Consider the following 14,681-nt stretch of genomic DNA (forward strand, 5'->3'; position numbering starts at 1 on the left):
CATCATCCTGCAATAAAGTGGATTATCAAAAGTTGTTGCCCTCATCTTCTATTTGTTTCCAATCAATTGCTGAACCAGTATCAAAAAAAACTATTTTCTTACTATTATTCCAACCCAAATATTTTATCCTTTCAATTAAATCTTTATCGTCTTTATCAAAAATTCCAAAGTATATAGAATCGAAACTACTACACTTAATTTGGTGGTAAATATGATCATCAGCATGGATATTAAGGGATGTCCCTAAAATGAATAGGCTCCCCTCAGTATCTTTCAATTTTTTATAACAGCGATTTAGGTAGGCGTTTTTCAGTATCTCTTTCTTCTTAGTTTCATGCTTCCCTTCCATAATAGTAAGTGGATATTTACCATTCATAATATGTTTTGTAATTTTATTAGTTATGTTGTCATATTCTTCTGCCCTGATTTTAAATAAATTAGTAAGAGAAAAAAAATGCAACGCACCATGAAGATAAAAGATATTTTGATTGTTCAAGCATGGCTCATTTATTCCCCAACCATAACGAGTAAAGCCATCATCAAATTTAAAATTACTAGATCCGACCTGTTCCCTTTTCCTCATTAAAAACCAATACAAAAGAAGATCATAATTTATAGTAAAAATACAATTAAAATTGTACAAAAATTCGCCTACCTTGGAGTATGTTTCATCCATAATATTTTGTGCCAAATTACGATGAGTATAGTTAATGGCATGAACGAAAGACGTTTTTGCAGAATCTTTATCAACTTTGATTTTTTTCTCTAATTGGTTGCAGACAATGTTAGTATCGTTATTTTTTGAGTATGAACTTAACACTATTTCTGCAACTTCCAAGAAAGCTATTACTTTTTCAAAGTCGACAGTATCTAGATCTGTAAAAAGATTCATCAGATCGTTTGGTAGGTGGTGTTTTTCTAATTTTTCATTATTGTTTGTTAATTCAAGCAAATCCTCATAACTAAACCTTTTAGAGATACTTTTACTAAAACCATTTCCGATAAGTAATGATCTGCACATTGAGTCCGATTCAGCAAGTGCATTTTTAAACGTTAAAATATCACTTTTATCCATAATTTGATCTCCATCTTTGTTGTTTAATTATAGATCAATCAGAATGGTGTCTTATTATCAGGAATAATTTTAAATAATAAAGTGTCCCCAAATTGTCCCAGAATATTTATTTATTACTTTATATTATTGATTTTGTTTAGAATAAGTTCTTTGACCAAATGATTTAGTTCAATTGGTTGGTGTCAGTACTTCATTTTAAAAAGATAATTTACTCGCCAAATGGTGTTAAGAATTAACTGTGAAATATTAACAAGATTTTTTTACTGCTATCAACTTGATTTTGTGTTGGATTTTATAAGGCGGTAGAGTAGTAAGGAAAACCCCCGTTAAGTTTAATAAATTTATTAATCGATATTTTAAAGTATTTGGTTAATTTACAGAGCTATTTTCGTGGTAAAATTACGGTAAATTTGTGGTAAAAACATGGCTTATTTGTTATATTGATCTATTCTTAGAGTATAACCTATTAAAAATGAGATATAAGATGCCACTACAACAACCATCTTTATTTAGAACTGTACCCAATAAAGACTATTTAAATCTTTTTCATGATGGAATGGTTGATGGTCAAAAGGTAGTAGAGATTTTAAATTATAAAAAAAGCGATGTTGCAATTGCTGCAAATGTGCCAGTTAATTCTGTCCGTTATGAACCTAACAAAATGCCTGCAGAACTTAAAGAACGCATGCAGGAATGGGCTATTGCTTTAAATTTAGTCGAGGGCTTTTTTAATGATCGTCAAAAAACCATTCTTTGGCTTTCTATTCCAAATCCTCTTTTAGGTGGGATGGCACCTAGAGATATGATTCGTGTAGGTCGTTTCAAGAAATTACTAAATTTTATTCAAACAGCATTAGATGAAAATCAGAGATAATTTCTATGGCATCGGGAAGAGGTAAATCAAAAATAATAAAACCTCAAGTAATACATTTGCTTGAATCTGGAACTGTTGATGGTCTAAGAGAAGCTAAGAGCGTTACCCAAAAACTTTTAAATTTCCATTGGAATTATTTTTCGGAACTAGCTCGACAAAGAAATTTAATTCAAGATCAAATACAAGAAGCTTTAATTCAAACCTGTATTTCTTTTGAAGTATCAAATTGGCAAAGAGGGGTAAAATATAAATATGGGTTACATCCCTTATCAACTGTTGGGAGTTTGACTAACATTGGAGGAAGATTTAATACAGGCGTCAATGTAAACACTGAGGTACCTTCATTTTCCGCTTTATATATAGCAAAAAATAAAGATACGGCTTTACAAGAGCATTTAGGACAACTTCCTCATGACCTGCTGTCCCCCCGTGAAATGGCATTAACAAACCCTGCTTCTGAAACTATTGTTTCTATAAGCGGAAAATTTGATAAAATCTTTGATTTAACAAATGAGAAAGGTTTAGAGCCTTTTCTTAAATTAATAAAGCAATTCAAACTATCTAAAGAATTAAAGGTTAGGGCTTATGAGTTAGGTGAGCCGAATCCTGAAACTATAAAAACAGTTAAAAAACTATTGGACTCACTTTTAATGCCATCATGGAGAGATTATCCAAGTAGATATGATGTACCTGCTAATTCACAAATATTTGGTCATTTGGTTTATACTGCAGGTATAGAGGGAATCCTATACCCCTCAAAATTCACTAAAGATTCATGTCTTGTGTTATTTCCAAAGAATTTTGTTGGGACGGACTCTTATGTACAGTTGGATGATGAAACACCGCATGATAAAGTACCTATAAGAATAGATGGAACAAATTGGCGGTTGAGTGAGCTGAGTCCTAACGAAATTTTAGGGTAATCTTAAAATTTTATTCGAGCTAAATCTAATTTAACTAAGTCTGATTACTGTGAAAAGTATGCCTTAAGTAGAAAATTGACCTCGAAATGAATAACCATCTGAAAAACGGATTTATTTCGTCTCAAGTTCGTAAAACCCCCGTTTAATTTACTGAAAAAGCTATTTGAAAATAATTCTTTTATTGACGCGCACTTGAAGTTTTTCCTACTTATGGTATTCTTAAAAGTAAGAATATAAGGAGGAAGATATTATGCTTGTTCAAAAACTATCTATTTCCTTGCCTCAACAGCAATGTGAATTTATTGAAAATTACCTTGTCGATCATCATCTAAAAAGTCGCTCTGAGGTTATTAAAGAAGCACTTTATTTGTTGCAACAAAAGCAACTTGAAGCTTATTACAGAGAGGCGAATCAGGAAGTTGATTTAGCATTTGAGAATACATCTTTAGATGGACTTGAAGAAAATGAAACGTGGTGAGATTTATTATGCTGATTTAGATCCTGCTGTGGGCGATGAAACTAAAAAAATTCGGCCGGTACTTATTATAAGTAATAATGCTAATAACATTGCTGCTAACACAATTACCATTGTACCAATTACATCAAATGTTAATAAAGTTTATCCATTTGAAGTCTTGCTTAACAGTAATGATAGTGGTTTGTCAAAAACCTCAAAAGCCCAATGTCATCAAATTAGAACTATTTCAAAAAATAGAATTTCTAATATGAAGGTTCAGGGCATTGTTAGCAATTTAATCTTATCTAAGATCAATTCTGCATTAAAGTTACACTTGGATCTACCTTAATGATGCGAGTTTTTATCTTTAGCCTGATTAATCCTAAACTTGGACTTGTAAGTTGGTTGTCCTTGCTATCAATATGACAAAATCAATCAATACTACTAATTTAATTAGTAATATTGGCAGATAATGTCAAATAAAATTGACAAAAAGGCACAGTAGCAATTGAGAGAAAAACTACCCAATAACTGCCCAAAAAATCAAAGTATTAAATATAATCCAGTAATAACAATAGGTTAGAATAAATTGTCGCGGGTTCGATTCCCGCCGCCACCACCACTTAACTCCTTGATTTATATATAATAAACATACATATCTTTATGCTGCGGCACCATAGCGGCACTATTTAATCACTTTTTTAGTTTTTGCTGTTTTTGTAAAAATAATTTGAAATACACACACTACCCAATAAATAGGTAAAGGAATGTACCGTTTAAACTTGGAATTAATTAAACAAATAGAAGAAATCTTGGAAAGATAATATCTTAATCAAATTAGCTATACAAATCGTTCCAGTTCTGATCGGAGTTTTAGTAGGTTATTATTTAAAGCAAATCTAATTTGTAAATAGTACAGTACATTACAAAGAATTTACCCTAAATGGCGACTCCAATCACAATTCAAGGCCTGACCCTCTAGGTGCTTGAGATGCACGGAACGTAACTTGCTTAGCCTTGACACATAACAGAACTAATCACATTATGGAAAATCATTCATTATGAATAATTGTTTATGAAACTTCACAATCTTTTAAAATTAATGAGATTCTGGCCACCTTTTTGGGGAGCTGGAATTAAAGTAAAAAGCTTTAATCCAGAATTAACAACCATTGTGGTACAAATGAATATGAGATTCTGGAATAAGAATTATGTAGGAACTCATTTTGGTGGAAGTCTTTATGCGATGTGTGATCCCTTTTATATGCTCATGCTTATCAATACACTAGGAAAAGAGTATGTAGTGTGGGACAAATCAGCTTCTATCCACTATAAAAAACCTGCTAGAGGCACAGTTTTTGCAACTTTTAACTTGACGCCTCAGCACATTGAGCTGATTCAAGAAGCATTAAAAAGCAATAAAAAGATAGAGCAAGAATTTACTATTTCAATAATTGACTCATCAAATGAGGCCGTAGCTGAAGTTAAAAAAACACTCCATATCAGTAAAAACAAAAAAACCATCTAGGGGGCAGGCCTTGAACGATCCCGTCAAATATTTGTGCAATCATAATTTTCCCAATCTAAGCCATAATTACTGATATAAGAAAAAGCTTGAATCAGTTGTTTTTTGTTCGTTTTATAAGAAATTAAATTTCTTAAAATATGAAGGCCAATGAACATAATACTTAATACTGGAATATTACGAACCGTATTAGCCTGAATTTGATAATGCCATTTATTTGTTATCGCGATCTGGCCTGCTAACCATGCAACTACTGTAGCAATAAGCGCAATGAGGATTAAATTTTCTAACCGTTTGATACTTTTTGTACCCGATTCAGGAAGACGAAATCCATAGCGTTTATTTTTTATATCTTTAAAAGAGCCTTCAATTTGCATGCGTAATTTATATATTTTGATTATCTTTTTAGACGTATTTATGCCTTCTGAAAGAGATGTGATAATGGCCCATGGCTCATTAGCTCCTTTAGCATATTGCTTACTGTTGCTTGATTGGCATTTTTCTCCTTGAATCGTCTTTTTTATACGGCCTTTGCTAGGTTCTTTATAAATATAAAGAGAGGCATCTAATGGATTCCTTCTGGCAATGGTAGCTCCACTTAGATATTTGGGTGTTTTTGTCGCCTTTGGATATAAGCTCTTTACATGGACCCAGTCGTCATCACCAATTTTTATTAAGGTCTGAAACCTTACTCGTCCAATAAAATCCCATCCTAATTGAGTGATAAGCGTAAACCACGTATTTCTAAAACCTGCATCTGTAACAACAATAGGACGACAGTTCGCTGGAAGAATAGAACTTAATTTACTTAAAAATTCACTATGAATGTTGTGATTTGCATAATGCTTCTGAGCATGAACTTCTTCATAGATAGTCATCAAGCGACCTACTCCTGTAACCGATGCCCTTAGAAAATAATGCTTACAATCCGCTGAAACCGGGGACCAATCAACAATCACTATGGGTCGGGTTTTAGTGCCTATCCAAGTCGCTGCTATATATTTATAGATACACTCACGTTCTTCATGTAGTTTTTTGTTACCAATTAAGGAATCTACTTTCTTTATATTATGTTTTGCTGTGGTTTGATTTTTCAGACCTCGACCTAATGCACTAATCCATAACTTTCCGCAGTCTATTAATGAATAGACCACTTCAAATAAGCAATTAGAACGCTTTTTATGAATATTGGGGCATGACTTTTCTATATTCATTTGTAATAATCTTACTGCATGCATGGCTGTTCCTTTATCTAGTCTTTTTTCGCGAATCGAATTAGATCACGAACTGGCATGCATGTCTATTCCTTATAATTTAACCCCTTTGTTTTATATGCCTTTTTTTTAAAAAATTTGACGGGATAGCTCAGGGTCAGGCCTTGAATTTTGAATTTACAAATCTATGGTCAAAATTTTTTGACTATTTTACTTACACTAGAATAATGCAAGCCAAAATAATCCCCAATTTCTTTTAAACTAAATTGTCCACTTTTGTACGCAACTTGAATCCCTTCATTTCTCGTACCTGCCTTTTGTTCTATTTCCTTTAAAGTATATCTCTCTGTTTTATATTGAGTTTTTTGGATATCTATTAGATTCATTTGAGGGTCAATTTTTTTCAACATCTCATTAATAAACTCATCATTGCCTAAATAAATTTGTTTTTTTAAATCACCCATCATTATCCCTTTCGAACGAGCTTCAACCACTCTCTTCAGAGTATAGTTGATAGGTAGAAAGTGATTTTGATACAACTGGGAACCACTAGACAGAGAGATTCATTGTCACTCGATAGAAATAATTTTCTGAATTTCTGGCCGATTATATTCGGCATGTCCAGCTTCAACTTCTAAATTGGGAAGAAGATTATACTTCGCTTTATCATGTGTATGACCGCATAACACTAGGAAATGAATGTCAGGATGTTTCATGCAAATATCGTTTAATATTTCACCAGTTGCCTTCGAAGAAAAATAAGGCAACCAATCATTATTATTGATTTTTCCCTCATGCAAGCATACTTCTTTAAATGGAGGAATATGCGTCAGAACAATAATCTTTTTGGGCTGCTTTTTCACAGCAGCCATCAATTGTAGTCCTAACTGCTCAGCATCATGATCAGCAAGTTGTTGCATTTTTGCTAATAGTTGAGAACGACCAAGCAGCTTTTCTTGAAACAAATCACCGATCATTCTGCTGTCATTAAGCACAACCCGACTATCATGATAATTACCCAGCCGACCATCAGCCCACCCATCTTGGCCAACTAAAAAAGTACTCTCATTTAATTGTAAAGGACCTGATGCCGGGAGCCAAAGTAAATGTGTGTTCGATTTGGTTAGGTCTGTAATTTCGCTTTGTACTTCGCTTACCTGACCACGGTAGTAATCATGATTGCCAAGAACGAAATACACTGGTTTTTCAATAAAATGGGATAATTCTTGCAACAGCTCTTTAATACAAGGCGCTTCTGCAATATCACCACTAATTAATATGCCATCACAAGCACTATCAACAATTTCTTGATAAAATTGGTTGCGTCTTATAAGGTCAATAAAATTTAGGTGAATGTCAGTTAACCATGCCAGTTTCATACTTTTCCTTAGCCACTAATGATGTGCTTTATGCGATCCTGAACTGTTTGAATACGTTGTATTGTAACAGGGCCGTCGTTAAGATGCCCTGGTAATGCTGTTCGGAAATTATCATCATTAATGATTTCTGCAAAAAACTGTTTAAGGTGTGTTTTTAGGTTCTCTGTCGCAAGACAGATATCATCTGCAATTTCAGTACGCCCAGCAACGACAGTAATAATGTCCTCAAAATCATGGCTTCCTAAGAAATCATTATTACCTCTTGTTTTAAATGCCTCAATCTTGGTTGCCAGGAGGTAGGGTGCAGTTACTGATTTAATGATAAGGTCATCTTTCAATTGGTGTGTAATGACGTGCTCAATAGCTTCTTTGTACCAGCGATTACCAAATTTTAAAACGCTCTCATCTATTGGCATGACGTCTAAAATGACCTCATCATAATGCCACCGGCATATGACAGATTCATCTATAGACTGTTTAAATCCTTGGTCTGATAGTTTCTTCCCAAATTGGTAATACTTCGGCAAGGAGACAATATCCACAATGCAATCTACATCTCTCGTAGGACGAACATCTAGCGATAAAGGATCAGTTATAAAAAGCGCAGTAGTGCAACCACCCAAGTAGATAACCTCTTCATTTAGTGGTCCTAATTTCCTTGCCACGAACTCCAGCATTCTCAAATTCGCTGTGGCTCGTTCTTGCTTGATGTTTGCCATGAATAATTTCCTTTAATAATGTAGTAGCGATATTTCTTTCTCGTGCTCGCCCACTGCGAATTGCATCGACAAGCACGAGTAATTCATAAAAAGTTTGGTCTGGAAATTGAGCCAATGATTTTGGTACCGAGGAATACAAAGGTTCTAAAGCCAATCCTCTTTTATCTCCTTCACCATAAGGCCAGACCGGAATAGGGTCATCACCGAGAATAAATTGTTTTTCAAGGATAGGGGCGGCATAACTCGTAGCAACCCCGCGAGTATAAGCACCCAGCTCTACAGGAAAGAAATATTTCACACCCGATATCAGGCATTCTTCACAAGCTGATTTACTTGGTAAGAATATCATTTTATTTTTAGGCTCATCTGTAAGCACCGGTGCTAATAATCCTGAATGAACTAACCTTTTTATGCCGGCATTAACTTCTGATACACTCATGCATAAAAGCGTTGCAAGTTTATTTTGAGACAAATACTCGTCCTTATAGTTTTTGTTCAAAACCATCATGGAAAGTATTTTCAAAAGTATTACGATGTCTTGTGGTTTTAGCATAAGGTAGATACCCCAATCGTTATCTTAACTTAAGTATAGCACAATCATTCGTTGTTCGCGATTCGCGAATAGCAAATAATAATGGTATTGAGGTTCAAATCGTTATATATTCTGGCAGGTGTTCGTTGTTCGTATAACCTAAATTGAATAGATCTATATTTTTATTGTTCATGTGCACCTTTTCTAATTGTCGAAATTAAAACAATTAAAAGAGATGACGTTATTTAAACACTACCGTTTAGTCAAATTTATCTCTGAGGTGACGATGTTTCCAAGCTTTCAACATTCTCTTGAGAAGCTGCCAAATCTTCTATTTCTAATTGTATCGTATTCGCAATGACTTCTATTAGTTTGCATTCGGCATTTTCAGGATTGCAAATATCAAGTAAGATCTTCCTTAATAAATATTGCTCCTCATTATCATACCCCAAAGCTATATTAATAGACTTTATGAGTTCTTGACGATCGCAATCATTGATTAATTCTCTTATCTTCCAACCATCTTCGAGTTGCAGGACTGGTGCAGCTCCTTGATGCATCCTTTTACCTAAATCCAACACAGATTTGAGTACGCTCGAATTAAGTTGCTCCAGTATTATTTCGAGATTATTCAAGCTTGAGATTTTTGCCAGTCTGTTATCGCATTCAGCTTCAAGTTTTATCATCTCTTCCTTGGAGTAACCAAGGTAAAACTGTTCTTCTACTTTCTCATAAGGATCTTCATCATTCTCAGGGTTTTCCTTCGCACTTTTCAGCGCTTCGTACACCATTCGTGTACTTTGAAAAGCTAATTTATTATTATTATTATCCTCAAGTAAGCTTTTTCCAGTCATATAAAGAGCCCCAAGTTGTTGCAGACAAGTTAAGTATTGTTGATTATTTTCTGATAATGGCCACTTTTCTTTGTTTAGATTTATTAGCATTCGAAGAAAATTAACTTCACTACATAATGTTTGAAAAGTATTATTTAGATCTAAAGTGTCAGAGCTATGAAATTTCTTCAATAGAAATTCATCTAAAATATCTTTTGTAATAAAATCAATTGGGTTTTCCAAAAGTTCATCAAGACTAGATATGACATCAAATGTTACAAACTCATACTCAGGGTTAACTCTATCCAAGTACTCTTTACATATTCCATAGATGTTTTGTGCTAGAGCTTCAGGGTCGTTTAAATTAAAAAGACATGTAAATTCTCTGATCTCTGCTCCTCTTGTAGGAATCATTATTTTACCATCTTCTATGATTTTTGAAATATTCACTCCTGTCCATGCTAAGTGCTTTCCATCCGGAGATCGAACTATTTCGGTGTTTACTAGTTTTAAGTAATTTTCATCCAAAGAGTGGACAAATTCGGTGTTTAGCGTAAAGAATTCTCTCTCTCGCACTGGTGGTTGCACCCATTTTTTTAACCATTCCCGATAATTTTCATTGTTCCCCATAGCTGATAGGAAAACATGGTATATTCCCCCCATTTTTGAACTTAAAAATCGATTTGCCCACGCTGCTCCCATAAGTTCAAGTTCTGTTAGCGTTTCCTTATACTTCTTCTGCTTCTCTAAATCATTATTAAGGTCTTCAATTTGTTGATAAATCGTCATTGATTTTTGTATAAAGTCAAACATGTAACCCCCAAAAGCAAGAATAAGGTGGATTTTACTGTCTGTTTCTTTTGCTACTATTTATTTATCAGTATAGTTGATAAAAATTAAACCCAAAAAAAGGTTTGCCAATGTTCATTGAAAAATCACAGGATGAGATTTATCAGATAGTTGCTTTAGCGCAATGATCGAATTTTCCTGAGGGAATGAAGCCTTTTGTCATTGAGTACATTAATTAATTTTTGGTCAGCGTTGTATCCAACAATTTAAATAATCAGTTTTTTTCCTGAGTTTTTTACAACGGATCGGCCCCCATGTATTAGTAAACTGCATATGTAGCGATCTCCCCGCTTACTGATAGACATTAAACATTGCTTTCCTTCACTTCACTGGAATGCTCTTTAGGCACTAATCTCAAGAACGCAGCAAAATGACGCGCTATTTTTAAAAATAGAATTAAGACGTATTTCTTTATCTTCGGTGGTCATTTAGGGATTCTGTGGAAGAACCCCCAACTATGGGCTATACTTTTTTTACTGTTATCAAACGTGAGACTCATTATGGGACAAGACACTCCAATGGAATTAACAAAAATTAAAAAAATTGTTGCTGAGATTCAAGAATTTCCAGCTAAGATTGATTCCACAGAGCTGGCTAAAAATGCACGACGCTTACTAAAAAAATACGCATTATTATCTGAAAAAATCGAGAGAAACGTATTAATTAGTGCCTCACATCAAAAGGATCTTGCTAAAATTCGTACAAAAGAGTTCAAAACCATAAGACGTACATTAAAAGAAAAAGCAAATTTAATCCTACATGCAAAAAGCAACAAGAACGTTCAAAGTGAAAAACCTGCGAAAAAAACCGTAAAAACTCCAACTCCCAAAAAAACATCAAAAGCTGCTGACGTGTCAGTTGCAAAAGAAACAAACCCAAAAAAAACCGTGAAAAAATCATCACCTAAACCTAAAAAAACAACTGTTCCCAAAGAAGGCGCATAATTTGGTTCTGTCGCAAAAGAAAAGACCCAAAGGGGACGGTCGGGGATGATTCTCATCAAAGGTATTACAATTTGTTCATTATTTTACGTTTTACGGTGTCCGTCCCGGACCGTCCCCTATTGTTGATAATATTAATGGCCAATAAGGATCTGACCAAAAATTAAATGCCTCGAAAGACCCAACGGGGACGGTTCTCTATTGTTGTTATTGGCATTTTTTCAGTAGTGAATTAGGCATTATAGGCTTATAAAAATCTTCGGCATTCAAAATCTTATCTAAACCTAACTGCTCTACTTTTTTGAGATATCCTGGGTATTGACTTACGAGTGTTATGGGGTTTGAACAATTCTTTGATAAATCTTCAAGCAGGCCCACTGTTGAAACTGCGTTTGTATTAGAGATTCAATGTTATTTGAAAGTATTATGTGCTGCAAAACATAAAATTTATTGTGGAAGGTAAAAATTAGTAAGCGATCATGTGCCAGCAATTGCTTCGTGTGGATATTCTAAAGGGATACTACAAAAAATGTTATTTAATAGCTTGATATCATGGTTTATGCGTGTTGGGTGATTACAAACCACATAATTCTTTCCAGCCTCGATAAAACCCAGGGATTTTAAAAAACGACTGAAGGAATCGTGATACGAAGACAAGGTATTTAATTCAATATGCGCAAAGGATTTTTTTGCCAGTATATAAACTAATCCTTTCGTGAGAGCCTGGGCGACACCTGGATTGAGTGCATATAAGGGAGAAATACGATAACTAACTTGACCTGATAGATGACTGCACACAGTAACAACACCATAGCCCTGCAAATTTCCTTGATCATAATAGCCAACAATAAGAGCATCAGAACGATTTATCCATTGACTAACAAAATCACAAATCCCTAAACCTCCAACGCCTATAAATAAATTGCTATTAAATTTATAAAGATCTGATTTTGTATCACTATCAATAATTCTAAGAGTTGTGCTTGAAAATAACTTTTCTATAGACTCATTCGACAAATTCTTTAAGTTGTTAACTCGTAGCTTATAGTAATAGTTGGTCAGTATTGTTTGGTTATATCCCATCTTTTCATAGTAAGAAATAGCACGAGGGACTGAATGAAAACAAACCATCGCATCAGCCTGCAGATTTTCAGTAAATGCTTTTTGCCATAAATAAGAACCTATTTTTTGGCCGCGATATTTATCAACAACTAAAAAAAATCCTGCAGAATAAAGTGGTTTTTTATCGATTATGCTTGAACTGGCATGCAGAATAACACATCCTGCTAATTTACCATTCACTTTCACAACATAGATTCGATTCATATGACAATCGAAATAAAAATTAACATCTTCAGTGCTATAGGACCAACCTTCTTTATTAGCTTCGTCGAGCATTAGCAACATCAATTCAGATTTTTGAATAGGCAAAACATCAAATACCATGATATGAAAACCAATTAGTTAATTAAGTTAATTTTAGCGAAACTTGATTAGGAAAAATACCGTAATATTACGGTAATTATAAATTAGAGTATCTCTTTCAATTTAAGGACCAAATCAATTTTATTTTTTGCATAAAGTTTAGATTTAAGTATATCCAAACGAGACTCTACAGTGCGCGGTGATTGTTTTAAGGATATGGCAATTTCTTTTGCAGTTTTACCCTTAAGTAATAATTGTCCATATTCGAGTTCTCGTATCGTAAGTTTTAGCTCAGATTGTAAACCAATTTTATTCAAAAACTGCTTCCTTTGCCCCAGAGCAGCCCCCTTAAACATTGACCAATCATTCTCGGAAGACACTGATTCAAATTGTTGTTCATGATAATAAATTTTTGATAAAGAGCAGGAGTTCTTAACTGCACCTTGATAATAATGAATAAACTTATCTAGCAAATCTAAATTATTTAAATAATGTTGATTGATAGAGCTATTCGTTAGATGTGTTCCAAAGTGATAGTAGTCAATGAAGTCTTTTGTGTGTTTTATTATGGTGAATACATGTCTGAAATTAAAATCTGCAGCATCTTTCATCATTTTTGCCGTTTTACCCTGACACTCTATAATATCCCATACTATCAACTGCCCCAGGTCACACACATCAGGCTTCAATTGCACACAAGGATCTGCATGATGGTAATTTTTTTTGAAATAATTACAAACAAAATCGATATTGTTACAGAGTACTGAAAATCGATTATTAGGAAATGTGCGTATATGAGAGAACGTAGTAATATCCAATGTAGCAAGAGGAGCACAAATATCCATAATATCTCTCATGTTAGATACCATGGGATGATCATTAAAGATGAAACTTATGTCATTCATAACAAAATTAGATACATTATAAAACTGACCATTATTTTAACATTTTTAGACTTTACTTCAAAATATCTCATTGGGAGGAGTTTTGGCATCCATAACACTGTAAGAGAAGTAAATTCTATAATAATTACTAATTATAAAAATGGTTTGATTAATTTTTTGGTCAGATCCCTGTTCTGGATATCAGGGAAGAAGCACTTGGTGATTTGATGTTACTATGGGCGAGCTTTAAGAATAGTAGTTCTATATGGGAAACAGTTCCAATCCTTTTTTACTCCATTGATGATTATACTAATCTCAGAAATTTGCTCTAACGTTCCTTGGGGTCCCGTATCTAGGAAACACACCTTGTTAATACCATCCATTGTAATGAATAAGTTGGTAGTTTCAGGTCTAATAACTATATTTGGAGGCCAATAATACAGTTCATTTCTATACACTAAAGGAGATGGTAGGCCTTTAATAATGATAGTTGCCCCAAAAGACTCAGTACAGATCCACATTAATAATAAAAATATAGTGGATTTCATAAATACTCATCCTTTTAAATCAATAATAGGTTTAAGAGATTGCCTAAAAAATTATCTTACTTACTCCAATATTATTAAGGATAGACTATTATAACGTGGTGTATTTGATTAGAACTCCTGAGATGGGGATGAGAAGGTTTGGCATAAACAGCAAGTCTCTCTACATTTTGTTTACAAGATGCAGCCAAAAAAGGACTCAAAGGGGACGGTCCGGGACGGTTCTCATCAAAGGTATTACAATTTGTTCATTATTTTACGGTGTCCGTCCCGGACCGTCCCCTATTGTTGTTAGTAAGAATGAATTTCAATGTTAAGCATGCGACAAGCAGTTAAGATTACTTCAACGCACAATTCATTATCATTAGAATAATAAAAAAAGTCTCTATGGATGTTACTACTGACAGAATTTAACGAACAGCCATAAATGGAAGAAACAGCACTATTTCTTCCGTCAGAAAGACTAACTCTGACGACTCGGCCATAATCTGTAGATAGTGAACATG

General features: G+C 33.9%; 16 protein-coding genes. 6 read left to right on the plus strand and 10 right to left on the minus strand.

Features of this window, described 5'->3' with window-relative positions; translation table 11 throughout:
• Positions 1–25: 25 nt before the first annotated feature.
• Positions 26–1,075: a DUF4917 family protein gene (locus ACZ5EK_RS00890; protein WP_464430917.1), complete on the minus strand. Its 1,050-nt coding sequence runs from the start codon at positions 1,073–1,075 to the stop codon at positions 26–28.
• Positions 1,076–1,559: 484 nt separating this feature from the next.
• Here ACZ5EK_RS00890 and ACZ5EK_RS00895 point away from each other — a divergent pair, with 484 nt between their 5' ends.
• The 5 genes from ACZ5EK_RS00895 to ACZ5EK_RS00915 all read left to right on the plus strand — a co-directional run bounded on the left by ACZ5EK_RS00895 (position 1,560) and on the right by ACZ5EK_RS00915 (position 4,857).
• The gene (locus ACZ5EK_RS00895) at positions 1,560–1,949 is read left to right on the plus strand and encodes a hypothetical protein (protein WP_464430918.1); all 390 of its coding nucleotides are present in this window, start codon (positions 1,560–1,562) and stop codon (positions 1,947–1,949) included.
• Between the two features lie 5 nt (positions 1,950–1,954).
• A complete protein-coding gene (locus tag ACZ5EK_RS00900) occupies positions 1,955–2,872 on the plus strand; it encodes an RES family NAD+ phosphorylase (protein WP_464430919.1) in 918 nt (305 codons plus the stop codon).
• A gap of 250 nt (positions 2,873–3,122) precedes the next feature.
• Positions 3,123–3,350, plus strand: coding sequence for a ribbon-helix-helix domain-containing protein (locus ACZ5EK_RS00905; protein WP_025384787.1), 228 nt, complete (start codon positions 3,123–3,125; stop codon positions 3,348–3,350).
• The gene (locus ACZ5EK_RS00910) at positions 3,337–3,678 is read left to right on the plus strand and encodes a type II toxin-antitoxin system PemK/MazF family toxin (RefSeq protein WP_464430920.1); all 342 of its coding nucleotides are present in this window, start codon (positions 3,337–3,339) and stop codon (positions 3,676–3,678) included. Before ACZ5EK_RS00905 ends, ACZ5EK_RS00910 begins: the two co-directional genes overlap by 14 nt.
• A 726-nt stretch (positions 3,679–4,404) precedes the next feature.
• The gene (locus ACZ5EK_RS00915; protein ID WP_464430921.1) at positions 4,405–4,857 is read left to right on the plus strand and encodes a YiiD C-terminal domain-containing protein; all 453 of its coding nucleotides are present in this window, start codon (positions 4,405–4,407) and stop codon (positions 4,855–4,857) included.
• Positions 4,858–4,880: 23 nt separating this feature from the next.
• Here ACZ5EK_RS00915 and ACZ5EK_RS00920 read toward each other — a convergent pair whose 3' ends face one another.
• From ACZ5EK_RS00920 to ACZ5EK_RS00945, 6 genes are all read right to left on the minus strand, one after another.
• On the minus strand, positions 4,881–6,092 hold the full coding sequence (locus ACZ5EK_RS00920; RefSeq protein ID WP_464430922.1) for an IS4 family transposase: 1,212 nt from the start codon (positions 6,090–6,092) through the stop codon (positions 4,881–4,883).
• 167 nt (positions 6,093–6,259) lie between these two features.
• Complete coding sequence (locus tag ACZ5EK_RS00925; RefSeq protein ID WP_464430923.1) at positions 6,260–6,532, minus strand: hypothetical protein; 273 nt, start codon at positions 6,530–6,532, stop codon at positions 6,260–6,262.
• A 105-nt stretch (positions 6,533–6,637) separates the two neighbouring features.
• On the minus strand, positions 6,638–7,447 hold the full coding sequence (locus ACZ5EK_RS00930) for a metallophosphoesterase family protein (protein ID WP_464430924.1): 810 nt from the start codon (positions 7,445–7,447) through the stop codon (positions 6,638–6,640).
• Positions 7,448–7,455: 8 nt separating this feature from the next.
• Positions 7,456–8,166, minus strand: coding sequence for a hypothetical protein (locus tag ACZ5EK_RS00935; RefSeq protein WP_464430925.1), 711 nt, complete (start codon positions 8,164–8,166; stop codon positions 7,456–7,458).
• Positions 8,084–8,719, minus strand: coding sequence for a helix-turn-helix domain-containing protein (locus tag ACZ5EK_RS00940; RefSeq protein WP_464430926.1), 636 nt, complete (start codon positions 8,717–8,719; stop codon positions 8,084–8,086). The genes ACZ5EK_RS00935 and ACZ5EK_RS00940 overlap by 83 nt, the downstream gene beginning before the upstream one ends.
• A gap of 248 nt (positions 8,720–8,967) precedes the next feature.
• Positions 8,968–10,344 carry a hypothetical protein gene (locus tag ACZ5EK_RS00945; RefSeq protein ID WP_464430927.1) on the minus strand — a complete coding sequence of 459 codons (1,377 nt, stop codon included), beginning with the start codon at positions 10,342–10,344 and terminating at the stop codon, positions 8,968–8,970.
• Between the two features lie 536 nt (positions 10,345–10,880).
• Between ACZ5EK_RS00945 and ACZ5EK_RS00950 the strand changes: the two genes are divergently transcribed.
• Positions 10,881–11,324 carry a hypothetical protein gene (locus tag ACZ5EK_RS00950; RefSeq protein WP_464430928.1) on the plus strand — a complete coding sequence of 148 codons (444 nt, stop codon included), beginning with the start codon at positions 10,881–10,883 and terminating at the stop codon, positions 11,322–11,324.
• A gap of 474 nt (positions 11,325–11,798) precedes the next feature.
• Here ACZ5EK_RS00950 and ACZ5EK_RS00955 read toward each other — a convergent pair whose 3' ends face one another.
• The 3 genes from ACZ5EK_RS00955 to ACZ5EK_RS00965 all read right to left on the minus strand — a co-directional run bounded on the left by ACZ5EK_RS00955 (position 11,799) and on the right by ACZ5EK_RS00965 (position 14,178).
• A complete protein-coding gene (locus tag ACZ5EK_RS00955) occupies positions 11,799–12,767 on the minus strand; it encodes a GNAT family N-acetyltransferase (RefSeq protein ID WP_464430929.1) in 969 nt (322 codons plus the stop codon).
• An 83-nt stretch (positions 12,768–12,850) separates the two neighbouring features.
• On the minus strand, positions 12,851–13,603 hold the full coding sequence (locus tag ACZ5EK_RS00960; protein ID WP_464430930.1) for a response regulator transcription factor: 753 nt from the start codon (positions 13,601–13,603) through the stop codon (positions 12,851–12,853).
• A 260-nt stretch (positions 13,604–13,863) separates the two neighbouring features.
• A complete protein-coding gene (locus ACZ5EK_RS00965; RefSeq protein WP_464430931.1) occupies positions 13,864–14,178 on the minus strand; it encodes a hypothetical protein in 315 nt (104 codons plus the stop codon).
• Positions 14,179–14,681 lie beyond the last annotated feature (503 nt).

It is taken from the genome of Legionella sp. JM-2024, assembly GCF_055389095.1.